At 48.1% G+C, this 25998-nt stretch carries 14 protein-coding genes; 6 read left to right on the top strand and 8 right to left on the bottom strand.

What is annotated here, in order from left to right:
- Position 1 precedes the first annotated feature (1 nt).
- The 3 genes from HZ996_10410 to HZ996_10400 are packed head-to-tail and all read right to left on the bottom strand — an operon-like array spanning position 2 to position 2796.
- Complete coding sequence (locus tag HZ996_10410) at positions 2-745, bottom strand: rhomboid family intramembrane serine protease (protein ID QTN39532.1); 744 nt, start codon at positions 743-745, stop codon at positions 2-4.
- Positions 746-2557, bottom strand: a complete 1812-nt coding sequence (mutL, locus tag HZ996_10405; GenBank protein ID QTN39531.1) for a DNA mismatch repair endonuclease MutL — start codon at positions 2555-2557, stop codon at positions 746-748.
- Positions 2554-2796, bottom strand: a complete 243-nt coding sequence (locus HZ996_10400) for a hypothetical protein (GenBank protein QTN39530.1) — start codon at positions 2794-2796, stop codon at positions 2554-2556. The genes mutL and HZ996_10400 overlap by 4 nt, the downstream gene beginning before the upstream one ends.
- 112 nt (positions 2797-2908) lie before the next feature.
- Between HZ996_10400 and HZ996_10395 the strand changes: the two genes are divergently transcribed.
- Positions 2909-6097: a response regulator gene (locus HZ996_10395; GenBank protein QTN39529.1), complete on the top strand. Its 3189-nt coding sequence runs from the start codon at positions 2909-2911 to the stop codon at positions 6095-6097.
- Here HZ996_10395 and HZ996_10390 read toward each other — a convergent pair.
- Positions 6094-7209 carry an AhpC/TSA family protein gene (locus tag HZ996_10390; GenBank protein QTN39528.1) on the bottom strand — a complete coding sequence of 372 codons (1116 nt, stop codon included), beginning with the start codon at positions 7207-7209 and terminating at the stop codon, positions 6094-6096. The two genes, HZ996_10395 and HZ996_10390, sit on opposite strands and share 4 nt — an antisense overlap.
- 80 nt (positions 7210-7289) lie before the next feature.
- Here HZ996_10390 and HZ996_10385 point away from each other — a divergent pair, with 80 nt between their 5' ends.
- From HZ996_10385 to bshA, 3 genes are read left to right on the top strand one after another with little or no spacing between them, the layout of a single operon-like run.
- A complete protein-coding gene (locus tag HZ996_10385; GenBank protein QTN39527.1) occupies positions 7290-10235 on the top strand; it encodes a serine hydrolase in 2946 nt (981 codons plus the stop codon).
- On the top strand, positions 10225-10956 hold the full coding sequence (locus HZ996_10380; protein ID QTN39526.1) for a toxin-antitoxin system YwqK family antitoxin: 732 nt from the start codon (positions 10225-10227) through the stop codon (positions 10954-10956). Before HZ996_10385 ends, HZ996_10380 begins: the two co-directional genes overlap by 11 nt.
- Positions 10953-12086 (top strand): N-acetyl-alpha-D-glucosaminyl L-malate synthase BshA, encoded by a 1134-nt coding sequence (gene bshA, locus HZ996_10375; GenBank protein QTN39525.1) that lies wholly within the window; start codon positions 10953-10955, stop codon positions 12084-12086. The genes HZ996_10380 and bshA overlap by 4 nt, the downstream gene beginning before the upstream one ends.
- On the opposite strand, the gene HZ996_10370 is transcribed toward bshA, so the two are convergent.
- Positions 12067-12420, bottom strand: coding sequence for a translation initiation factor (locus HZ996_10370; protein QTN39524.1), 354 nt, complete (start codon positions 12418-12420; stop codon positions 12067-12069). The two genes, bshA and HZ996_10370, sit on opposite strands and share 20 nt — an antisense overlap.
- 66 nt (positions 12421-12486) lie before the next feature.
- Between HZ996_10370 and HZ996_10365 the strand changes: the two genes are divergently transcribed.
- Positions 12487-14469 (top strand): dehydrogenase, encoded by a 1983-nt coding sequence (locus HZ996_10365; GenBank protein ID QTN39523.1) that lies wholly within the window; start codon positions 12487-12489, stop codon positions 14467-14469.
- A gap of 194 nt (positions 14470-14663) precedes the next feature.
- Positions 14664-22661, top strand: a complete 7998-nt coding sequence (locus tag HZ996_10360; GenBank protein ID QTN39522.1) for a fibronectin type III domain-containing protein — start codon at positions 14664-14666, stop codon at positions 22659-22661.
- Between the two features lie 178 nt (positions 22662-22839).
- Here the strand turns inward: HZ996_10360 and HZ996_10355 are convergent, their stop codons facing one another.
- The 3 genes from HZ996_10355 to HZ996_10345 are packed head-to-tail and all read right to left on the bottom strand — an operon-like array spanning position 22840 to position 25995.
- Positions 22840-25041 carry a patatin-like phospholipase family protein gene (locus tag HZ996_10355; protein QTN39521.1) on the bottom strand — a complete coding sequence of 734 codons (2202 nt, stop codon included), beginning with the start codon at positions 25039-25041 and terminating at the stop codon, positions 22840-22842.
- 1 nt (position 25042) lies between these two features.
- The gene (locus tag HZ996_10350) at positions 25043-25543 is read right to left on the bottom strand and encodes a DUF1569 domain-containing protein (protein QTN39520.1); all 501 of its coding nucleotides are present in this window, start codon (positions 25541-25543) and stop codon (positions 25043-25045) included.
- Positions 25540-25995 carry a nuclear transport factor 2 family protein gene (locus HZ996_10345; GenBank protein ID QTN39519.1) on the bottom strand — a complete coding sequence of 152 codons (456 nt, stop codon included), beginning with the start codon at positions 25993-25995 and terminating at the stop codon, positions 25540-25542. The genes HZ996_10350 and HZ996_10345 overlap by 4 nt, the downstream gene beginning before the upstream one ends.
- Between the last annotated feature and the right edge of the window lie 3 nt (positions 25996-25998).

Raw genomic sequence — 25998 nt, 5'->3', positions numbered from 1 at the left:
GTCAGTAACGTGTTCCGTTTTTGTTCTGCCAATACTTGATCAAGAGGAAGCCGAAGAGCATTCCGCCCAAGTGAGCGAAGTGCGCAACATTACTGGATGGATCGTTAGAAATACCGTTGAAGAGCTCGAGTAAACCGTACCCAATGACAAAGTACTTGGCCTTAATCGGGAAGGCGAAATACAAGTAAATACGGGTTTCAGGGAAGAGCATACCGTAGGCCAGCAAAATGCCGAACACTGCTCCTGATGCCCCAACAGTAGGGATGTTGTAGATGAGGTTCAATTTAGCTAAGGCGGGGTCGCTGTAGTTTTGCCCGCGCATCAACACGTCCGTTCCTCCCTCCACAATGCGCTGAACCTGTTCCGGCGATACACTTTGGAGCACTTGCATGAGCTCAAAGTAGTTCCAGCCCAAGTGGATGACCGCAGCGCCCAATCCGGTGACCATGTAGTACACCAGAAAGCGTCGTCCTCCCCAGACGTTCTCAAGCATATTTCCGAACATCCAAAGGGCGAACATATTGAAGAAAATATGCCCGAGGTTCCCGTGCATGAACATGTGCGTAATCAACTGATAAGGTCGAAAATGCTCTGAACCGGGAACGTAAAGCCCCAAAATTCGATTGAGGTCAATACCAAAGGTGCTCTCCAAGACGAGAGAACCAAAAAAGAACAAACCATTGATAATCAAGAGGTTCTTGATCACTTCAGGCAATATGCTAAACCGCGTGGGTTGATAATTCATCTACTGAAACCTTTTATCGAGCTCATCGAGACTCAGGGTGATTAGCACAGATTTTCCATTGGGCGCCACGAATGGCTGTTCACAGGCAAATAGCTCATCAACCAGTTGATGCATCTCCTCTTTTTCCAGTGATGCACCGCTGCGAATGGCCAAATTCCGTGCCATGAAGCCCGCAACCCGATCCGTGTTTCCACGACCCAGATCATCGCGATGGTTCTTTAGGTCATCAAGAAGGGTCTCGATGAGCCCTTGCACGTCTGCTTCCCGCACTCCCGGTGGGATTCCGCGAACGACAATGGATTGACCTCCAAAGCGTTCTAGGTCAAATCCAAGCTGACGCAGTGTCTCTTCGTGTTCTTCGAGAAGTGACAAATCGCCAGCTCCGAGCTCGATGGTCTGTTGAAACAACAGCTGCTGCGTGACAGAGTTCTGTCGTCCGAGGCTCTTTTGAAACTGTTCAAAGAGAATGCGTTGATGGGCTCTGTTCTGATCGATGATCATAAAGCCCGATTTAATGTGGGTCAGGATGTACTTTCCGTGAAGCTGGTAGGCCATCACGCTTTTGGATTCCTCGAGTGACAGCTGCTGTTCTTCGACCTGCGGCGCCGAGTCCTGTGCGTACGCGGCTGTCCAGTCGAATTGGTTGTGATGGGTTTGGGGCCTACGGCCCGATGCTCCCGCCTGGCCACCGCGCTCCTCACTTGTATCAAAGGGATTGAAATCCGGATCCACTTCAATCGTAGGCATTCGAACAGGACCGCTGGGCTTTAATGGGATGTCGTCGAAACTGGTCTCGCGCTCAAAATCCAAGCTCGGCGCAATGTTGTACTGACCCAGGGACTTCCGAATCGCCGATCGAAGAATGGCGTAAATCGCTCGTTCATCTTCAAACTTAATCTCCGTTTTGGTCGGGTGAATATTGACATCAATGGTCTGTGGATCTACTTCTAAATACAGGAAGTACGATGCGTGGTGTCCTTCTGGTATGAGTCCTTCAAAGGCAGAGGATACGGCGTGGTTGAGGTAGGGGTTTTTAATGAACCTGCTGTTCACAAAGAAGAATTGTTCTCCTCTTGTTTTCCGCGCGTGTTCCGGTTTTCCGACAAAACCCTGAACTACAACTACGTCGGTTTCTTCTTCTACCGGGACGAGGCGCTCATTGAATTTTGTGCCGAAGACATCCACGATTCGTTTGCGGAGGACATCGCGCCGTAGGCGAAAAAGCTCATGATCATTGTGGTGAAGGTCGAAAGCAATGTCCGGATGGGCCAAAGCCACGCGCTCGAATTCGTCAATGATGTGCTTGAGTTCGACCTTGTCGCTCTTCAGAAAGTTCCGACGCGCGGGTATGTTGTAGAATAGGTTTTTGACCGAAATACTGGTTCCATCAGGCGCCTGCGCGGGTTCTTCCGAGCTCACCTCTGAGCCCGAAATGGTGACCGTTGTGCCCAGTTCATCTTCGGTCCTTTTGGTTCGGAGCTCCACATGTGCTACAGCGGCGATGGATGCCAATGCTTCACCTCGAAATCCTTTGGTGCAGATTCGAAAGAGTTCCTCTGCATCCTTGATTTTTGAGGTGGCATGCCTTTCAAAACATAGTCGGGCATCAGCCGTAGACATGCCTTTTCCGTTGTCCACGACTTGGACCAGGGTTCGACCCGCGTCGCGCACAATCAATGAGATTTCCGTGGCGCCAGCATCAATGCTGTTTTCCAGGAGCTCTTTCACCAAGGAAGCGGGTCGTTGGACCACTTCACCGGCAGCTATTTGATTCGCTACCCGATCGGGCAGCACCTGAATGATGTCGGTCATCGGAACAGTAGGAGGTAGGCGAGGAAGAATAAGATGGCCATGATGGCGACCAATCGTCCAAAGGGATAACCGGAAGCTGCTGGTTTTCGACGACTCCAATTCTCTTGAAGTCGATCCCGAAATTCAAGGGTATCTTTTCCTTCGCCGTGGTACTTTTTCTTGAGGTTGTCCAGACGTTCTTTCTGCTCATCGTAATACCTCGGTTTAAAATCAAACCGACGTATCCTATTGATTTTCATGAAAGACGGTAGTCTGGGTGCATCCATAGCTACAAAACTATCCAATTTTCTCGTATTTTAGGCCTCGACAGGACGGTTCTACGCTCATGAAACAGGCATAAGGAACAGCTGCATGAAAGAGACAGAAGAGGGAAACCAAATGGCGGGGTTACAGAATCTGGCCAACGTTTCCGGATTTAATTACTACATACTTCCCTTGAGTCCTGTTGAATCCAGACTTCGAGAGGTGCTGAGCACCATGAATCGTGAGCTTCATGTCTGGTCCAATGATACTCTGAATAAAAACGTCGTTTGGTTCGGTGCATTGTCCGAAATTCAGGAGCTCCTCATTCAAGCCAATCCGGGAGACTTGGTGGTCATTGTCGCCTCTAATGCGGATGAAGTAGAGGAGGCCTTCGCAGAAGGTGCAGACGACGTGGTATTGAGTCCCTTCGAGGATCGAAACATGGTCATGTTTGAAGCTCGCTGGCTGCGACGTAGTTCTGGCTATGACCTTACTTCTCAAGTTACCTTTGACGAAAACGGTAAAGTAATCCGCTGGAACCGAGAGTTTTTGCTATTAACCGGCTATGCGCTCGAAGAGTTGCGTGGACTTGACTTTGCTGATTTAACCAAATTGGATTTTCAGGAGCAGATTGATCGCCAAAATCAACAAGCCAATCCCGCGCATTCAAGCCGACCCATGCAATGGGGAGTGCAAAGTGCCCTTCGAAAGGAGATCCAAGTCTTGGCCAGTACCAAAATGATTGGTGACGACAGGAGCGTAGAGCTCGAGGTTACCTTGTTGGATCTGAATAACCGCCGTCAATCGAGAACGTATCGGACCACACAGTTGCTCAACGATATTGCGCGAAGTTCTCCCATTATCTTGACGGTTTATGATTTACGCCTCAAGAGAAACACCTATCAGAGTCGTTCACTCTTCGCCTCCTTGGGCTATACCAATGAGGACATTGAGGCGGCCTTGCGCAAAGGAGGTGGCCGAAGCCAATTCTTCCACGACGATTATTTGTTGGCTATTGACACCTACTATGAAGAAATTCTTGACCTGCCGGATGGTGAAAAGAAGGAGTTGATCTACCGGGTACGTGACAAGGAGGGAACCTGGAAGTGGATTCGAAAAATAAGTTCGGTTTTCTATCGAGATGAATTGGGCATCCCTACCCAGGTATTAAACTCCTTTGAGAACATTACAGAACAAAAGGAAAGCGAGAGTCGAATTTTTGAAACTGAGGCGAGAAACCGGGCACTTATTGAATCAGTTCCGAGTCACATATTTAGGATTTCTGCCACAGGAAAGGTGATTGATTTCAAGGTCGGTCAGACGGAATTGGACATCTACAACCCAAAAACAAAGACCAGAATTGGTCAGGAGCATCTTCATAAAATGAACGTGATGGAGATGCTTCCTCCAAAGTATCTTGAAGAATTCCAGACCAAATTCAAACGCGCATTAGAAACGGGTGATCAGGAGTTTGCCGAGTTTGATTTTAACATTGAAGGGCAACCTCGGAGCTTTGAAGTTACTTTAGTTCGTAGTGCCGTAGACGAAATTATAGTCGTGATCAACGAGGTGACTGATTCACGCATCAAAGAACGCTTGATTCAGAATCGGTTGAATTTTGTGGAGCGCATCAATGAGATTTCTTCGAAACTCATTGGCGTGTCCATTGATCGAATTGACGAGAACATCAACGAGGTGTTGGAGGCGGTCGCCGAATTCACAGGTGTTGATCGGACCTACGTCTATCAGCTTGATGATAGTGGTGAACATGTTGACTTGACCTATGAATGGACGCGAGCAGGCGTTCGTCCTTTGGGTGAAGTGCTTCCCCGAGCAGTCGCCGGCCCTTTTGTTTCGTTCCGTGAAAAAATGGAGCGGGGAGAGAACGTTATTCGGACCATAGATCCAGAGCGCGTAAAAACCTATCCGGAGCTCGTTCAAAAGATCACATATGCCTTAAAGACTAAGAGTTTTGCCAATATTCCGTTACTGGAGCAGGGGCACGTGTACGGGTTTGTAGGATTCGACGCAGTGCACGACATGAAGCAATTCACTCAGAAGGAGATTGAATTTTTCATGTTTACTTCTCGCTTGATTTCGAGTGCACTATTGAGGAAAGAATCGGAGATCAAGCTCATTGAATCCAGAGAGAAAGCGATTGAGGCAAGCACCGCAAAGGAGAACTTCTTGTCTACCATGAGTCATGAGATTCGCACGCCGCTGAATGCCATCATTGGGATGACCCACCTCCTGGAAAAAACCGAGCTGGACGGTAAGCAGGAAGAAATGGTGGACGTCGTGAAGTTCAGTTCAGACAACTTATTGAACCTGATCAATGACATTCTGGATTTCAGCAAAATCGAATCTGGAAAAGTAGAGTTGGAGATTCGCAATTTCTCCTTGAAAGAACTTGGCACAAGCCTGCGTAATGCCTTTTTACCTAAAGCCACAGAAAAGCGCTTGAATTACGAGGTTATCTGTGACGAGCGTATTCCGGAATTTTTGATGGGAGATACGACCAGGTTGCTTCAAGTGTTGGGAAATCTTATTTCAAACGCATTTAAGTTTACCAATGAGGGAGAAGTGGTTGTAGAAGCTAAACATCTCGAGGAAACGGACAAGACTGTATCCATCCGGTTTGAAGTCAGAGATACGGGTATTGGTATTCACCCGGATAAGCATTCGGAGATTTTTGAACGATTTGTACAGGAAGATTCAAGCACTACCCGGAATTACGGGGGAACGGGCTTAGGTTTAGCCATTGTCCGCACCCTCTTGCTCCATATGGGCAGTGACATTCACCTAGAGAGTAATAAAGACGCTGGATCCGTATTCTACTTTGAGTTAACCTTTGCTCGAGGTAGTGAAACTGCGGAGCCGTTAATTACGGAGGTGGCCGAATTTGCTGAAGGAGATTTAGAAGGAAAGAAGATCCTCTTGGTAGAAGACAATATTCTCAATCAGAAAGTTGCCGAGCGATTCTTGATGAATCACGGCATGGTGGTTACCATTGCCGAAAACGGAAAAATGGCCCTGCAAAACATGCAGGACCATTCTTTTGATTTAGTGCTTATGGACCTCCAGATGCCCGTTATGGATGGGCTAGAGGCTGCGCTTCAGATTCGAGCTTCCCAAGAAGAGTGGCGAGAAATTCCAATTATCGCTTTGACCGCGAACGCTAATCAAAGCGTGGAAGATCAAGTTCTGGCTGCTGGAATGAACGACTATATTACCAAGCCTTTTGATCCCGAGCTGCTCAAGAGAAAGCTCATGCACTGGATTTATGCAGAGGCTTAGGCCTCTGCAAAGAGTTCATCCAGCTTTTCGCGCAATTCTTCTCCACGTAGATTTTTAGCAATGATGTTCCCTTCTGGATCTAGAAGAACCGTATGAGGAATAGAGCGAACACCGTATAGTTTTCCGGCGGCATTATCCCATCCGGCCAAATCGCTAACCTGTGGCCACATGAGTCCATCTTGATCGATGGCACCTAGCCATTTATCGCGATCGGTGTCAAAGCTTACTCCGAGGATCTCAAATCCTTTCTCGTGGTACTCTCCGTACATAGCCACTACATTCGGGTTCTCCTGACGGCAAGGTCCACACCAGCTCGCCCAAAAATCGATCAAGAGGTATTGTCCTTTGAATTGATCCAAAGCAATGGGTTGTCCTGAAGTATCATTCTGCGTAAAAACAACGGCAGGCATTCCCACGGCTACCTTTTCGAGTAAGGCAATTTGTTCGGTCAACATCGTGTAGTACAAGCTTTCGGAAAGGGAAGTATCCACAACGGCCAATTCCTCTTGGAGCTCAGAAGCTTCTTTTCCATATAGGTTGCTGAAGATGAGGTAAGGAGCCACAGGACTGCTGGCATTGTTTGCAATGAATTCTTGACGGTAAGCATCCTGACGCTCCATAAGGGCATCATACTCATCATCAATGGCAGACATTTGAGCGCTATCTCCTTCCTGTTGCGCTTGCATATAGCGCATATAGAGTTCGCGATTGTCTTTGTCAAACGCGCTCATGTCATCGGTAAAGGACTTGAACGTATCGTACGTCTCAGAACCTGAAACCACTACGGCGTCTAGAGAATCCATGGATCCCGTAATACTCACTTGGTCACCACCAATAAAGAGGTCAATAATATTGCGACCACCGCCTACGCCGATGTAATAAAGCTGAGCTTCTTCACGATCTCCACTAAAGGTAAAATGGCCATCATGGTCAGAATAGGTCGAGTCGATGACTTCGTACTCGCCATCCACAAGGGCAATTTGGCGAACCAGTACAGAATCTGCCCCTGTAATGGTCGCATCAATAGAATAACCAGAGGCATCTTGGGCCGCTGGATTGGTGCACGCGCCGAGAGCGGCCAACCCCAGGGCGAATAACATTACTTTTTTCATATCCGTTAATTAATGAGTTGCAAAGCTATGAATTTGTTCAGTGGGCTTTTTCTAATTTAGGACCCTCGACGGATGGCGGTATGAAAAGAACCTTTTTGCTTTTAATTTCACTCCTTACAGGAGTTGTTTTCACTTCTTCAAGCTTACCTCAAGTAGATCCCAAAGAGGCTTGGGTACAGTCCATTCTCGACACCCTCTCCCTTGAACGCAAAATTGCTCAGCTCATTATGATTGAGGGCTACAGCAACAGGGATGAAAAGTATCGCAACGAACTTAAATCCACAATCGACCGATATCAGCCCGGTGGACTTATGTTTCTTCAAGGTGGTCCCGTTCGTCAAGCGCGGTTGACCAATGAAGTCCAGGAAATAGTTGACATCCCAATGCTGATTGCGCAAGACGCGGAGTGGGGCTTGGCGATGCGATTGGATAGTGTTCGAGCATTGCCATGGCCTTTAACGGTCGGCGCCTCCTCCGACGATTCGCTTGCATATCGCATGGGAGCTGAGATAGCCCACCAATGTAGACGCGTTGGAGTCCACATCAACTTTGGTCCGGTAGCGGATGTCAATGTAAATCCAAACAACCCCATTATTGGAAATCGGTCTTTTGGAGAATCTCCGGAGCATGTCGCCAACCTTGCCGTTCTCTACGCTAAAGGTCAACAAGACCATGGCGTAATGGCCTGCGCCAAGCACTTTCCCGGGCACGGCGATACGGACCAAGACTCCCATAAAACGCTTCCCACGGTAGCACACGACCGCAAGGAACTAGATGAGGTGGACCTGAGGCCCTTTAAGGCTTTGTTTGAAGCAGGAATTGGATCGGTCATGGCCGCTCACCTCAATGTCCCGGCCCTTGATCATTCAGGTATACCTACTTCCTTGAGCGAACCCGTGATTTCTGAATTACTCAGAGAAGAACTTGACTTTCAAGGGCTCATCTTTACTGATGCTCTGAATATGAAAGGGGTAAGTGCACGCTACGGCACTGGTGATCTTGAAGTCAAGGCACTTCTTGCCGGAGTAGACGTATTGCTAATGCCAGGAGATGTTCCTAAGGTCATTAGTTCCGTGTTGCAAGCCGTCAAGGAAGGAACGCTCAGTGAAGAAGAGCTCGACGAAAAGGTCCGCCGCGTACTCGAGGCCAAGTATGACTATGGTTTGAATGACTACCAACCGGTATCCATGGAACGTATCTATCCCGAAGTGAATAGGGTGGAAGGTCAACTTCTGGAACGGGAAATTTTTGAGTCTTCTGTCACGATACTGCTGAATGATGGGGACGTATTGCCCCTGAAAGATTTGAGCGAAGTCAAGCCTGCCTATGTGGCCCTCGGAGAAGGAGCACACGAGGCCTTTTCCAAGCGCCTCAACAGCTACTTGGAAATGCCTACGTACGAAATCAAGGCCGACGCTACCGATCAAGAAATCCGCACCTTACTGGAGCAGCTCAAGGTTTATGATCCGATCGTCGTAGGAGTGCATAAGAACACTTCGAAATTTTGGTCGAGCCCAAAAGTGACTGCGGGGGATCAACAAATCTTCCAGGCCATTGCTCGAGAGCACAAGACTATTCTGGATCTTTTTGTCAACCCGTACGCGTTGGTCAATTTTGGCCAGGCCTTAATGGCCGATGCGCTGATCGTGAGCTATCAAAATACACCCGTGACACAAGATGTCAGCGCTCAAATCATTTTCGGCGCTCAGAAGGCCGAAGGCACTTTGCCCGTTAGTCCTTCCAAGGCCTTTGAGTTGGGCCAGGGTGTTCCACTAGGAGCGCTAGGGCGACTGCGCTACGGTATGCCCGAGCAAGAGGGGATCGACGCTCGCCAGTTGGGAAGGGTTGGTTGGATCATGCAAGAAGCGATTGATGACGGGGCTACTCCTGGCGGTCAAATTTTGATCGCCAAAAACGGGAGAATCATCTACGACGAGCAGTTTGGTTATCAGACCTACAGCAAAAAAGTGCCCGTAGATCAAAGTACCATGTACGATTTGGCTTCCATCACTAAAATTGCGGCTTCAGTTCCAGCCGTCATGCATCTGTACGAAAAGGATAAACTCGATATCGATGGAGCGCTTGGCGACTATCTTGAAGAAGCCAAAGGAACCAATAAGGAGGATCTGCACTTTCGTGAGGTTCTGGCGCATCAGGCGCGCTTGAAACCGTGGATTCCTTTCTATCAAGAGACGTTAATTGAGGAGGGTCAACGAAGAGCGGAGCTCTTTTCGGATACCGAGAGCGAGACCTTTCCCTGGCAGGTGGCTGCGGATTTGTACCTACGGTACGATTATCCAGATTCCGTCTACCGGCGCATCTACGAATCGGAGTTGCTCACGAAGTCCGAATACCGCTATTCGGACCTAGGGTATTATATGATCAAAAAGATCGTGGAGGAAGGTTTGCGTCAAGACCTTGATTCTTGGGTCAAGGACTCTATCTACCGACCCCTAGGAGCCACGACCTTGGGTTATCGCCCTTTAACTTATGCCGAAGAAAACCGGATTGCGCCGACTTCAGATGATCAAATGTTCAGAGGGCAACTCCTTCGGGGATATGTCCACGATCCAGGTGCAGCCTTGACCGATGGGGTCAATGGACACGCAGGTGTGTTTGGAAGTTCCAGGGATGTTGCGAAGCTCATGCAGATGTTTCTGAATAAAGGAGAGTATGGTGGACATCGTTTTTTTGAATCCACAACACTTGATTTGTTTACCAGTTGTCAATTCTGTGAAGACGATAACCGCAGAGGTATTGGATTTGATAAGCCCAAACCAGACGGTGATGGGGGCCCCACCTGCAATTGCGTATCCTTACTCAGTTTTGGACACACTGGATTCACGGGCACGCTCGCGTGGGCGGATCCCGATGAACAGATTATTTACATATTCCTAAGCAATCGCGTACATCCCGACGAGACCAATCGAAAGCTCATCTCCATGGATGTTCGCACCGATATTCAAGAACAGATTTATCAATCGCTCTATACCTATCCAGAATCTACTGAGCTCTATGAAAACTAAGCTTCTTCTTTTTGCTCTATTGTGCGCCGTAGGCTTAACGGCTCAAGAAATCGACAGTACCGTCACCGACGGACCATATTTGCAATATTATCCGGATAGCAGTCTCCAGATTTCAGGCCAGTATCAGAATGGTTTGAAAGAAGGTATGTGGTTGAGCTACCACAAGAATGGTTTGCTCGAATCTATGACCGAATGGAAAGCGGGGAATCAACACGGACTTGTGATTCAAGTGAGTGAGCGCGGAAGCGTACGTCAACAACTCGTATTCTCCAATGGGGTTCAAGATGGCGAACAGCGTTATTACTTTGATTATGGTCGCCTCAGCAAGTTGGAGAACTACAACATGGGCATCCTAGAAGGGAAGTACACCAAGTTCTACAATAGCGGCAAAATCCAAGAAGAGGCGGTCTATGTACATGGGTTGAAAGAGGGAAAGGCGACGTGGTACTTTGACAGCGGGGACCCGAGTATTGAATACGACTACGTTGCCGGAGAAATCGACGGTACCATGACCACCTATTATCGCAGTGGTGGCATTAAAACCATTGGTCAGTTCAAGGACAATGAACTTAATGGAGATTATCGAATTTTCTACGAGGACGGAAGTATCAAGGAAGAAGGAACCTACCAAAATGGAAAGAGGGAAGGGTCCTGGATCAAGTACGATGCTGAGGGACAAGTTTCTGAAACGGTCAAGTACAAAAACGGAGAAGTGAAATGAAGATAGGAATGGTCTTGTATCCCACCTTTGGTGGAAGCGGCGTGGTCGCCACGGAATTAGGAAAAGCGCTGGCATCCAAAGGGAACCAAGTCCACTTCATCACGTACAGTATGCCCGTTCGTTTGGACATTCTGGCCGAGAACGTTCATTACCATGAAGTCAAAGTTGTCGACTACCCGCTCTTTGAATACGCTCCGTACGAATTGGCTTTGGCCTCGAAGTTGGTGAGTGTTGTTAAGAAAGAGCGCCTCGATATTCTTCATGTTCATTACGCCATTCCACATGCTTACGCCGCCTTTATGGCCAAGCAGATACTGGCTGCTGAAGGGATCTCCATTAGTGTTATCACCACCCTTCACGGAACAGATATCACTCTCGTTGGACGGAATCCGAGCTACAACCCCGCGGTCACCTTTAGCATCAACCAAAGTGATCTTGTCACCTGTGTTTCGGAAAGTCTAAAAGAAGAGACCTACGAGTACTTTGATGTGCACAAGGATATTGATGTGGTTCCAAACTTCATCGACTTTGATCAATACGTGGACGACAAGCCCTGCGTTCGGGCGGGAATTGCGCCGAACAATGAGTCCATTGTTACCCATGTCTCCAATTTTCGACGTCTTAAGAGAACGGAAGACGTAGTTCATGTCTTCGCGAGAATATTGAAAGAAAAACCGGCAAAACTGCTCTTTGTCGGAGACGGGCCTGCAAGAATAAGGACCGAACAACTCGTCAAAGATTTAGGTCTGCGAGATGACGTGGTTTTCATGGGCAAGAGCAATGATGTTATTCGCATCCTTTGCCTATCCGATCTGTTCATCCTTCCTTCCGAACACGAAAGCTTCGGTTTGGCTGCCCTTGAGGCTATGGCAGCGCGAACCCCAGTCATTAGCTCCAATGCCGGCGGGATTCCCGAAGTCAACATTCACGGTGTGAGTGGATACGTAAGTGAAATAGGGGATGTGGACGATATGGCCAACAATGCGCTCAAGCTGCTCTGCAATCCGACCCAGCTGGAGCACTTTAAACAGGCCGCGTTCGAAACCGCGCGGAAGTACGACATTGACGCTATTCTTCCACAGTACGAAGAACTGTATGAAAGAGTGATGGTCAGCCGCCAGCTTTCTTGACCCCGTAGCCTTTCTTCTGAAGATAAGCGAGCGCTTTATCGCGAACATCGCCTTGAAGGATAATCTCTCCGTCCTTTACCGCACCTCCAACACTGCATGTGGTCTTCAGTGCTTTACCAAGGTCTTTAAGGTCATCGTCGCTACCTACAAAGCCCTTCACAATGGAAGCGGTTTTACCCCCGCGACCCTTGCGATCCAACCAAATCCGCAGATCTTGCTCACTGGGCTCTAGGGTTTCAAGTTCCTCTTCCTCATCGTACTGGTCGTAGTCAAAATCGTTGTTGGTGGAATAGATAAATCCGCCCTCGTCTCTCTTGTTTTTTCGCTTTCCCATAGCCCTTGAATTGCAGGGCACAAAGTACCGAAAATATACCTACTTTAGGCGCCCAAATGCCCCTTCATGGAGATCAGCTATCGACGCCAAGACCTAAGCCCTGACGAGTTAATCGACCTCTATAAAGCCATGCTCTTTCCGCGCATGATCGAGGAAAAGATGCTCATTCTATTGCGCCAGGGTCGGATCTCCAAATGGTTCAGTGGAATTGGTCAGGAAGCCATTGCTGCCTCTGTTGCATATGCCCTACGGGCCGATGAATACATTCTCCCCATGCACCGTAACCTCGGTGTGTTCACAGGGCGGAACGTTCCACTCGAACGACTCTTCGGTCAGTTTCAAGGAAAATCGAGCGGTTTTACCAAAGGCCGAGATCGAAGCTTTCACTTTGGATCCAACGAACACCACATTGTGGGTATGATCTCACACCTCGGGCCGCAACTGGCCCTGGCGGATGGGATTGCCCTAGCGCAGAAGGTCCGCGGCACGGGAAAGGTGACCGCTGTCTTCACCGGAGAAGGAGGGACTAGTGAAGGAGATTTCCACGAGGCACTCAACGTGGCCAGCGTTTGGGATTTACCAGTCCTCTTCATTATCGAGAACAACGGATATGGATTATCAACGCCTACCCATGAGCAGTATCGGGCCGAGCGTTTGAGCGACCGAGCTAAGGGCTACGGCATGGAAGGCTATACCATTGACGGAAACAATGTCCTTGAAGTGTACTCGACCATTAAACGACTGACCGCTGAAATGCGCGAGAACCCAAAACCGGTTCTGCTCGAATGCATGACCTTCCGCCGCCGGGGCCACGAAGAGGCATCAGGTACCAAGTACGTTCCGAAAGAGCTCATGGAACACTGGGAGAAACTGGACCCCGTGGACAACTACCGAGACTTCCTGATTTCTGAGGGATTGGTTACACCTGAGGACCGAGAGCGTTTCCGCGATGAATTCCGAGTACAAATCGATCGGGCCTTGGAGATCGCCTTTGCCGAAGATGAGGTCATCAGTACTCCGGAAGCCGAACTCGCCGATGTGTATCGAGCTTTTGATGCACCGACCATCGCGCCGCAAGGCGCAAAAAGAGAAATGAGACTCATTGATGCCGTCCATGAAGGATTGCACGAGGCGATGACGCGTTATCCCGAACTCATCATCATGGGGCAGGATATTGCGGAATATGGAGGGGTTTTTAAGGCAACCGAGGGTTTCCTTGAAGAATTTGGACGCGACCGCGTGCGGAACACACCCATTTGTGAATCGGCCATCCTCGCGGCAGGGCTCGGACTCAGCGTAGCGGGAATGAAATCCATTGTGGAAATGCAGTTCGCCGACTTCGTCAGCAGCGGATTCAACAACATTGTGAACAACCTGGCGAAGGTGCACTACCGTTGGGGGCAGAATGCCGATGTGGTGGTACGTATGCCAACGGGTGCCGGTGTCAATGCAGGTCCGTTCCACAGTCAGAGCAACGAGGCGTGGTTTACCCATGTTCCCGGCCTTAAGATTGTGTACCCGGCTTTCCCAGATGCCGCCAAAGGACTTCTGCTTCGCAGCGTAGAAGATCCGAACCCGGTCATGTTCTTTGAGCATAAAGCCCTTTACCGATCGTTGTACGGCGAGGTTCCTGAGGGTCACTATACCTATAATATAGGGGAGGCCGCCCTTCGGGCCGATGGCGATGAGCTCGTGATCATCACCTACGGGCAAGGCGTCCATTGGGCCCTAAAGGTCGCTCAAGAAGTCGGGCAGGGCCAAATCGCCGTCCTAGACCTTCAAACCCTAGTGCCTTTAGACTGGGACAACGTCTTCCGCTCGGTTCGTTCAACAGGAAAGGTCTTGGTCTTGCACGAAGACACCCTCTTCGGCGGGATAGGAGGGGAGATCGCTGCTCGAATTTCGGAGGACTGCTTCATGAACTTAGATGCCCCAGTGCGCCGACTCGGGTCTTTGGACACTCCCGTGCCTTTTGCCAAGTCCTTGGAAGAAAGCTTTTTGCCGCTTTCCGAGTTGAAAAAATGCGTTGAGGAGCTACTGGCCTACTGATCAGGAGTTTCACACATTTTATCCACAATTTTATTCACAGCGTTTCATTTTTTGTTCATAACTTACGCCTCCCGTAATTGTAGGGGCGCTGGAAGCGTCGCATTTTTACGGTTGTTCCCGTAATGGGGACTTTTTGTGCGTGGCGGTAGGTCGCTGCGGTCAATGAAATGAGAGTAACCTAAACTAAATCTACTATGAAGAAGATCTACTCTGGGATCTTGTCCTTATTAACAATTCTCCTTTGGACGACTAATGTGTCGGCACAGTGTGTGTCCGGGGGAGGAGCTATCGAAGAATCTTTTGATGGTTCATCTTTACCCTCTGGTTGGGATCAAAGTACCGGTGCTGAAAACTGGATCTTTAGCACTGGCCAAGGATGGGGAGCTGGAACGGCAGATGAGAATACTGGTAATGGCGGAAATGCTGCCTGGGTTGACGGCTCAGGAACTTCAACCACAGGTATTCTTATTTCACCTGCTATAGATGCTAGTACATTGGCTAATCCAATATTGGATTTTTGGTGGCACAGTAACAATACCAATGTCCCTGGCGATAATGCACTCTTAATTGTAGACGTTTACAATGGTAGCACTTGGGTGAATGTCGCTACACTTTCTGGTGATAATGCAGCTTGGCAGAATGCTACACCCAGTTTGGCAGGTATTACTTGGACAGGAAATAGCCACCAGGTACGATTTACCGTAGATTTTACGGGTATGACAAGCTTCACTTATTACAATGATATATCCATTGATGATATTTTCTTCGGTGAGCCAACCCCTTGTGCCATTCCGAGTGCTGTAACCGTTTCTAATGAAACAGCGACTTCCTTTGATTTGGCATGGACGGAAGGAACTCCAGGTGCGACATCTTGGGAGATTGTTATTGAAGAGCTGGGATCAGGAGCTTGTCAGACTATTTCGACAGGATCAAATCCGGTTACCATTAATGGCCTAAATCCTGGAACGGGTTACGCAGCCTATGTGCGAGAATATTGCGGATCAGGTAGTGATTATTCGTTTTACGCGGACGTGGCAAATGCATTTACTCTTTGTCCGACTTCTTTCTCCGCTCCTTACTTTACGAGTTTTGAAAACCCGGGGGATGGAGACCCTTGTTGGACGCAGGATGGATCAGATGATTTTGACTGGTCATTTGGAGCCACTACGCCAAGTAGTTCGACTGGACCATCTTCGGCATTCGATGGAAATCAATTCGCATACACAGAATCCTCTGGAAATTCCGGCGAAATAGGAATTTTTGTAAGTCCAGACATTGACTTGTCATCGGTAGCAAATCCAACGGTTCGTTTCAATTATCACATGTACGGATTTCAGATGGGTTCACTCGATTTGGAAGTAGAATCCCCAGCTGGTTCAGGAAACTGGACATTGGTTTGGTCCGAGATTGGAAACCAAAACAATCAATGGAGAGAGGCAATCGTACCTCTTACTCCTTTTGCAGGTCAGACAGTTGCCTTCCGTTTTTACGGTGTTCCAGGAGGAACCACCACTTCGGATATGGCGGTAGACAATTTTTCTGTAGAGGACGAGTTTTGTGTTACTCCCTTCGATGTTATTGTTAACCCACAAGGACTATTCGCTGACGTATCTTGGACAACCTTAAACGCAGATAGTGTAGCATTGGCTTACAGAGAGGCTGGTGCAACAACTTGGGATACCATTAGTGGATTAACTAGCTCAAGCTTTACCATTTTTGGTCTTGATGAGCAGACTAGCTATGAATTGACCATTACAGCTTACTGTAGCAGCACAGGTGGTACAGCGACTACACAAGTTTTCAATTTCACTACTCCAATTGCTTGTCCCGATCCGTTCAACGGGTCAACAAGTGGTGTTACAACTAATTCCGCTGATTTAAGTTGGATTAGTGGAGGTAGCTCAACATGGGATATTCAGTCCGGACCCGCTGGCTTTATCTTAGGTCAAGGAACGGTAACATCTGGTGTGACGTCAAATCCATACACACTTGGAAACCTAATGCCAGGTACCAATTACGAATGGTATGTACGTGACGATTGCGGCGCTAATGGTACTTCGGACTGGGATGGTCCTTATTCCTTCACAACCAATCCAGTTTGTCCTCCTGGGACTCGTAAGGTCTTAATTGCAATTAATTCGGGAAGTTTTGCAAATGAAGTCACTTGGGATATACGATCATCGGCAGGTGCTGTAGTTGCCTCTGGTGGTCCATACGCTGTGAATAATACAAACTACGCAGCGGAAGCCTGCCTCATGGATGGCGAGGTTTACACCTTTAATGCCTACGATTCTTGGGGTGACGGGTGGAATGGAGGAACATACTCTGTCACTTGTGAATCGTCTGGTAGTATCTTGGCAAATAATGGTGGAGCCACTCCCAATAATGGAACCGGTGGTGGTAACAACTTCGAATTGGAGACATCAGAAAACTTCCAATCTGATTTTTGTGATTGTATCAACGCGACAGGGATGACTGTGAACTCAGCATCAGCTGCTTCTGTAGATGTTCAATGGACTCCTGGAGGAAATGCTAATGGGCCATGGGACTTAGTAATTGTTGACGCTGGAGCTGATCCAAATTCAACTATCCCCGTAGCTTCTGCTAATGGGGTTACTTCTACGAGCTACGTCTTTACAGGATTGACCTTAAGTTCGAATACGAACTACGACGTTTACGTCGCGGAATTTTGCACCGGACCGGGAGCAATGCAGCCATTTGGATCATCAGCGTCTTTTACGACTCCAGATGTATTCTTATGTGCCTCACCCGTTGTGGCTCCGGTGACAGAGGATTTTGATCTTCTTACACCGAATAATGCGGGCATTTTCTCTTGTATAACGACCGATAATATTTCCTCAGGATTGTTTTCAAACATATCCAATGATGACATTGAATGGACGGCAAGATCATCATCTACAGGATCTAGCCTTACCGGTCCTCCGGGGGACCTTGACGGCACGGGGAATTATATTTTCTTAGAATCCTCGAGTTGCTCGTTTAACACCGCAATTCTTGTATCGGAATGTGTTGATTTATCCGGACTTGTGGCTCCATCGATAAGTTTCTATTACCATATGTATGGAAGCAACATGGGTTCCTTGTCACTAGAAATTTCCTCAGCCTCTTCAAACTGGACCCAAGTTTGGACATTATCCGGGGATCAAGGAAACAGTTGGTTCCAAGCTGCAGTGGACCTCAGTGCATACGCAGGGGATAATGTTCGAGCTCGATTCATTGGAACAACTGGATCTAGTTTTAGATCGGATATGGCTCTTGATGAAATTACTTTTGGCGAAGCTCCTTGTACAGCTCCATCTGGTGTTACAGTTGACGCCTCCACGTCTTCAAGTGTTTCCCTAAGCTGGACAGCTTCTCCAGCGGCTCTTACTTATGACGTAGGGGTTTGGGCTTCAGGGGATGATCCTGATGTGGATCCTGCTGTTGCTACACTTACGGGAGTTTCAGGGACTACTGCAACCGTTTCAGGATTATCTGCTCAAACGACTTACGATGTCTATGTCACCTCAAATTGTTCAGGAAATGGAACTGGACGTGTTCAAGGGCCAACATTCTCTACTCCGTGTGCAGGTTTCACTGCTCCATTTGCAGAGAACTTTGATGGACCAACTTGGGGTGCACTAACGACCTTTGACCCTTGTTGGCAGGTGCTTCCTGATTTATTCGACCCGAATTGGCAAATTGAAGATGGACCAACGGGTTCTTCTCCTACCGGGCCGAATAATGATGTTAGCGGCCCCGGGCAGTATGCGTATGTCGAAACCTCTGGTGGAACGGCTGGTGATGAGACTTACCTGATTTTACCTGTAATTAACATTAGTGCGTTGTCGAACCCAGGTATTGAGTTTTTCTACCATATGTTCGGAGCGAATACTGGTACACTTGAAGTACAAGTAAGAAATGCAGGTTCCGCAACTTGGAATACAATATGGTCGTTAAGCGGCCAACAACAGACGAGTTCGGCAGATGCTTGGGCCCCAGCTTCGGCTTCACTGAGTGGATATTCAGGAGATATCGAGATTCAATTTGTTGGAATTCATACTGTAGGAGGATGTTGTACTGGTGATATGGCGATTGACGAAGTAAAAGTGGATAATGTATGTCCAGCTCCTTCAAATGTCTCTGTATCCAATGTATTCGATACTTCATTTGATGTTTCATGGACAGGATCCGGAAGCAACTATCAAGTTGAAATTGTTACCTCAGGAACTGCCCCAACTGGATCAGGAACTGCGGTTTCCGGAACCTCTTACACTGCATCAGGTTTGACTCCTGAAACTTCTTACGATATCTACGTCTATCAAGATTGTGGGTTTGGTGTAAGCGCAGGTGCAAGTGCTACTCAAGCGACGAGTTATTGCCCACCTCCAGTGGCGATTCCATTTAGCGCTTTGCCATACAATGAAAACTTCGATGCACTTGGAGCTCCTAGAATTCCTTGTGGATGGTTGGTAGACGATGCCAATGTTGATGCAATTGTTTGGGAAGGTCAGGATCGTTCATCCCTTTCTCAATCAAACCCGAATGCATTGGAGATAGAGCGAAATACCTCTACGGACATGGATGACTGGATCTTCTCTCCAGAGTTTATCGTTCCGGCGAACACGTCTTTGGATATCACATTTAGCTATCGTGTTCGTACCAACCAGTATGTTGAGAAACTCGAAGTATTCGTTGGTAATTCTCAGGATCCAGCTGGTATGAACTTGAAACTGTTCGATGTTCCAAACCTTCAGAACAGCTTCTATAAGACAGTAACGGTTTCTTACACCACTATTGCGGCCGAGAACATCTTTATCGGATTGCACGGTTATTCTGATGCGGATCAGTTTGCTTTGTACATCGATGACTTTGAAGTAAAAGAGGCAGATTGTCCGACGCCATTCTTGTTAAGTGCTGTGGCCACGGGTCAAACCTCAGCTGATTTGAGCTGGAACGGCCCAGGAGATACGTTCATTGTAGAATACGGTCCTGCTGGTTTTGCACCAGGAACAGGAACTTCAGTTATTGCAGGAGGAAGCCCTCTCAGTATTTCCGGACTTGAAGTAGGAGCAGACTACGAATTCTATGTTCAGAACGACTGTAATGGAACTGGGGATGGATTGTCTCAAAACGCAGGGCCTGCTGCCTTTACGACTGATTGTCCTTCTGTGACTGCAACGGAGACAATGTCTTGTCCTGATGGAAGTCTCATTACGTTGACAGGAATGCCAGCTGGTGGTGTATTCTCTGGCCCTGGTCTTACTGGAAACGTTTTTGACCCAACATCTGTACAGCCAGGTACTTATACCTTGAACTATACTGTTACTAATGCCTTCGGAACATCTTGCCCAGGTACAGTGGACATCACTGTCAATCCATTCCCAAATGTTGTATTTGGTGACCTTGGATCATACTGTGATGGACAGAATGGTTTCACCATTACCACAGCGAGTCCTACTGGTGGTGTATTCACTGGTCCTGGAATTGTAGGAACTGACTTTGTTCCTGCGCAGATCGGAGTACCTGGTACCTATACCTTGTACTACACGTATACCGATCCGGCCACGGGATGTACCGCTATGGATTCAGCTTCAGTGAATTTGATTCCAACGCCTAACGTTACATTGAACGCACCTCAAACCTCATTCTGCGGTGTTAATGACTCAATCGTAGCCCTAAATGGTTCTCCAGCAGGAGGAGTATTCAGCGGTCCGGGTGTAGTGAATGGAACTTTTGATCCTTCAATTGCTGGTGTTGGAAATCACACTTTGCGATATACTGTGACGTCTGGAAGTTGTGCAACGTTTGATCAATTGGTGATGACAGTGAACGAGATTCCTTCGGTGACTGCTTCTCCGGATGTAACCGTTGTCTTTGGTACGGGTACCCAACTAAGTGCGGTCGCAACTGGCGGTAGTGGAAACTACACGTATTCTTGGTCTCCAGCAGATAGCATCTTAGGTGCCGGAATTGGTAATCAAGTGACTACTGGACCATTGACCGTTGACCAGCAGTTCGTAGTTGAAGCAATTGACAATGTAACGGGATGTCGTGGATACGATACCGTCAATGTTACCATCTTCGGTGGACCAATTGAGATCCTTTTGTCTGTTGATAAAGACACCATTTGTGTTGGTGAGACTGTACAATTGTCAGCTTCTGTAACCGGAGGTTCTGATACGACGTATAGTTTCTTGTGGACTCCAAGTTCGTATGTAACAGATATCAATACGTTGAATACGAGCTCATCACCTATCGTGACGACTACTTATTCTTTCTATGTAGATGATACCTTCTCTCAGAAAGTAGAGTATATCACTGTATATGTGAATGATTTACCAAACGTTCAATTCGGTGTTGTACCTAACCAATGTGTGGATGGAGGAGCTGTTATGCTTACGCAAGGTTCACCAGCTGGTGGAACTTATTCTGGAGCTGGTGTAACTGGAGCAATGTTTGACCCAGCTGCTGCTGGAGTTGGAACGCACACCTTGACATATACTTACGTAAATGCAAATGGTTGTGAGGCTTCAGCTACTACGGACCTAATTGTATCCGATATACCTACGGTAACGATGGGAGCTTTGGCAGATGTATGTGCTGCAGATGCACCGTTTGCTTTGACTGTTGGTGCTCCAGTAGGAGGTACCTATAGTGGTAACGGGGTATCTAATGGAATCTTTGATCCAGCTGCTGCTGGTCAAGGACCACACAACATCTTGTATACCTATACGGATGCGAATGGATGTACGAGCTCTGCAAGTACGCAGATCATCGTAAATCAAGCGTCGATTGGATTCCACTTGCCAATTCCAGATGTATGTACCGATGCAGGTGCAGTGACATTGACTGGTGCAATTCCTCCGGGAGGTACGTATACCGGTCCTGGTGTTAATGGTGGAGTGTTCTATCCTGCTCAAGTGGGACCTGGAACATATACGCTTGACTACGAGACCTTGAGTGTCTCTGGATGTCCTATTGCATTCCAAGCGACTATTACAGTTAATGCGGTTCCATCTGTAAGTACTCCGACCTTGGCCAACACTTGTGCTAGTGCTGCTTCATTCGCTCTTTCTGGTGCTACACCAGCAGGTGGAAACTGGAGCGGTCCTGGAGTTAGCGGTGGAAACTTTGATCCCGCCGCGGCCGGTGCAGGTACGCATGTATTGACCTATACCTATACAAGTGCGGACGGATGTCCTGCATCAAGTACTTCGACCATCGTAGTTACTCCAGCTCCTGTGGTGAGCTTGGCTGCTCAAGGAAATGTTTGTGCTGATGCAAGTCCAGTTTTGATTTCTGGAGCATCTCCTGGAGGTGGTGTTTACAGTGGTCCTGGAGTATCGGGTAACACCTTTGATCCAGTTGCTGCGGGTTCAGGTACACATACCATTACCTACACCTACACGAATCCAGAAGGTTGTGTTGGAACGGCAACGACGACCATTACAGTTGACGCCTTGCCTAATGTAAGCTTCAGCGGTATTGGAGATGTATGTGCTAGTGCAGCGCCAGTGGCGATGACCGGTAGCCCTGCAGGTGGTACCTTCAGTGGACCTGGTATTGTCAATGGAGATACATTCGATCCTACCATTGTTGCTCCTGGAACGTACACCATCACGTATACGTACACAGACCCAGCAACAGGTTGTACTAACTCAGCTAGCCAACAGCAAAATGTGAATGCGGATCCAGCGGCTCCGATCATCTTGCAAAACGGTTGTGATTTGATTGTACAGTCTAGTGTGACTAACCCAGTCTACACTTGGTTGGATGATCAAGGAAACGTGGTTGGATCTGGTTCGACCATTACAACTCCATGTGTTGGATTCAATGTATACTTCGTTGAAGTAGAAGATCCAGTTACAGGTTGTACTTCTACAAGTGCGCAGTTCGTAGCGAGCTACGTGAGCTTGGAGGATGAGTTGACCAACGAAACCATTGAGGTATATCCTAACCCGAACCGCGGAAGCTTCGAATTGAGCATTGCTCAGTTGAGTGCTGACAACGTAGAGGTGGCGATTACCGATGCTCGTGGTCGATTGATCATGGAAGAAGAAGTTGAGCACACGAACGGTGCAATCTTCGAGCGCAACTACAACTTGGAGAATGTTGAAAACGGCGTTTACTTCATCCGTGTAACTGCGGAAGGACACAGCAGCGTTAAGCGAATTGTGATCGAGAAGTAATCGATTAGAAATAGATGAAGAAAGCCGCTCTCGAAAGGGAGCGGCTTTTTTTTTGAACATGGGGGAATGGGTGAATTGATTATAATGGTGGGCTTTCCCCTTGGTCAGGTTTGGATCTTTTTAAAAAGGTCCATTACGTTATTGAGCCTGTTGTCGAATTGAGAAATAGAGTATCAGTTCAATCCAATAGTTGAATGAGCTCTTTCGTTTTGGCTGAATTGGCTTCCGAGAAGATGGAGGATCGGACTTGGGCTTTTTCACTTGTTGAAAGATGCCAACTCAAGCTCACCGCTTCTTCTTCCTCAAATAGATTGAACTCAATGACGTCAATGGGGACATTGCACCATTCGTCGGCAAGAAGCAACAATTGACTTTGATTGAAATCCTGCATGTTGTCGAAGCTTTTGACCACACCGCTTACAGGGTTGAAGAGGTTTTCGAAAACACCGCGTTTATGTTCATCCCGGATTCGGGCATCATTCAAGCCATCGCTCCGTAGGCGCACAAAGACAATTCCTGAAGTAAATCGATTGAGCCATTCGTTGAAGTGGTAAGCGTACCGCATACTAAGCTCAAATCCGTTGTTGTCTCGAGCACCTGCATCAATCAGTTCCATAGCGGGCTTGCTTGGCAGGTTGATGAGCGGTGTGATGTACGGAAAGGAAGCACTCATGCGGATAGCTGTTGAGAAGCGAAGGCTATCGGCCCGTAGGGCCTCAAAGAAACGGCTAAACTCAATTCCGTCATGGTATTCAGGACGTTCGTTGTTCGGACCCACCAAAGAAAGATAGGAGGTGGGGCTGCTCGAAATGTTCAGGCGACGACCATCATTGACGATAATGGGTGAAAAGACCATTTTAGGGATAGAACCGCTTAGCTCCGGATTTCGGTAATAGCTTAGTGGCACGTCGAGAATGCCCAGGGTATTGCGATGCAGGGCTTGTTCGAAGGAATATCCGCGGTCCTTGTTGTAGCGCTGATTGCCAGTGCGCCAATGAAGCGTATTGAAGAATAAGTCGTTGGTGACTAATCCAAAGACAATTGGATTGAGCATGTCCGTGCTCAAGCAGTCTTGAAGGAGATCTATGGAAACGGAATCCAAGGAGTCTTCGTGTTTGAGCCCCCGGTAATAGGCAGCCCCCATCATTCCTCCCGATGCTCCGGTAATAAGCCTTGTTTGTTTGAAAAAGGCACCCTCCGTTACGCTGTCTAGGACATGCATCATCTCAAAGGTGAAGAGTGCTGAGCGAAGCCCTCCTCCTGAGGTGTTGACAATGATGAGTTTGGGCTTTGTTTTCCTGGTTTGAGCGTGCCAGCCTTGAAGAGCTTGGAGTTCTAGATTCCGATCATAGGTGTAGATACTGTCGGTAGTGAGGGGAACTAAGTCTTCGAATCGGTAAGGAGCCGGGGCAGCTTTATAGTCCAAGCCAAAAGCGTGATTGACTTTTTCGAAAAGCGGGTAATGTGATAACCACTGTATACAAATTAGCACAACGGCCACACCAAAGGCGTACCAGCTCCTAAACCAGGAATGTAAGACTGCCGTGAGCATGAGGTACATCGTAAAAAGTAGGAAAATGCTGCCCGCCGCTGGGATATTCGCCCATTCTTGTTCACGAAGGATGCCGAAGCCAAGAATGACCAGAAAGATGACCAAGATGAACAAGGCGGCGTTCCGGTGATGCTTGTCTAGGATCCGTATGAGGGTGCCCTTTGGGTAGTGGTCTGTGGAACGCACAATCCTCAGGGTAAAGAAATTACGGAGGTAGTACTGTGTCTTGGTGTGTTCGGAGAGACTGGAGGTATCTCGGTCGCGTTTGACCAGAAGGTTCAACGGACGGTTCAAGGACTGCTCAAGCCCGCGGAATACGTTTCGGTTCGCGTTGAAGAAGTAGGTGAACGTAATGGAAATACTCACCACAGATCCGAAAATCCAAGCAAATAGATGGAGCAGCGCCTTCAACGGCGCGATTTGTTCCTCGCCTGTCTGATACTGGTAGCTGAAGTATAGATACACAAGAGAGAAGGAGAAGGGCAGCAGGGAATTGTTGATGCTGAATCGGTACAGCGGTTGTTGAAGGGTAGCTAGGAAAGTGAATTTATGGCTGTAGTAGATATACGTGCTCACATGGAAAGCCATAAAGAACAGGCCCGTAAAGACGCCGAGCAGAAAAAAGGACAACCAGCCCACTGTTCCCATATACTCTGGAGCAAGGAACAGGAGTGGAATGCCGTACGACTGGGCGAAAAGTTTTGTGACAAAACCGAACAGCAATATCCAGAACAAGAGAAGAATAAGGCTTCTCTTGAAATGAAGTGCCAGCAGCTGGATCGGAAAAAAACGACCCCACTGAATCCGTATGCGGGGCTTTTGCGTCATATCAATCGGGTAAACCTTCCCAGATAGTTAAACGCGGAAAAACACCGAACTGACTTAAATGGTGGTAGAAATGTTTGCCTTGAAACAGCCACCATTGGTCTTTATCCAGGGTGCCAAACTTAGGATGGGCATGTTGCCAATCCTCTGGAGCACTCGAGACGTAGTCCAGAGTTCTAGCATACTGGGCCTCTAATCGATCCACCCATTCCGAGAATTCTCCTTCATCGACGGATGGGCTTAACTCTTCGTAGAACACCGGTTTGGTGGCTCCGGGCCGAATCATGTGGGGTCCGGCCAAGAAGGCTTGAGCCTTGCCGACCTTATCCTTCGGGATCTCAAGTTCTACGGGCTTTTCGTAAAAGGTGAGGGCCAGACTCCCCATAAGGTGTCGGATCATGTCCACAGAAGTCATGACGCCGAAGGCGGGAGGTGTATTGGGGTCAATGGACCTTAGGCCCTCAATCCCTTTGGAGATGATGTTTTTTCCTTCTTCTGGTGTCATTCTTCGCTGTCTTCGTCAGGGTGAGGGTAGAATACTTTGGATACAATTTTCCATTCGCCTTCTACTTTGTAAAGGCTTAGGTAATCGGTGTAGAGGAGCTTGTCTCCGCGGAAGTAGTCAATCTTGGCCATGCCTACATGTCCCGTGACATCGATGTAGGGGTATTCGAAGCGCACGGGCTCACGATCGGCCTGTTCAGGATCATTGGCACGCGTAAGGGCCGATTGCTTCCAGTAGTAGATGGGATATTCCCAAATGCGTCCATTATCCGTGTTGTAACCAAGAATATTGAACCCAGGATGGAATCCCGCATCAATTTTCTCGGCATTCCCTTCGTTAGTGATACCCTCGAGGTATGCGGACTCAATGACGGCTTTAATGGCTTTGTGTTCTTCTTTTTGCGCCCACAAGGAGATGGGGAGCAGGAGTGCTAGGAGCAGTAGTTTCTTCATTGG

Source organism: Cryomorphaceae bacterium, from assembly GCA_017798125.1.
In the GTDB taxonomy this organism is placed as follows: domain Bacteria; phylum Bacteroidota; class Bacteroidia; order Flavobacteriales; family ECT2AJA-044; genus ECT2AJA-044.
This window is presented reverse-complemented; position numbering and strand designations above follow the sequence as displayed.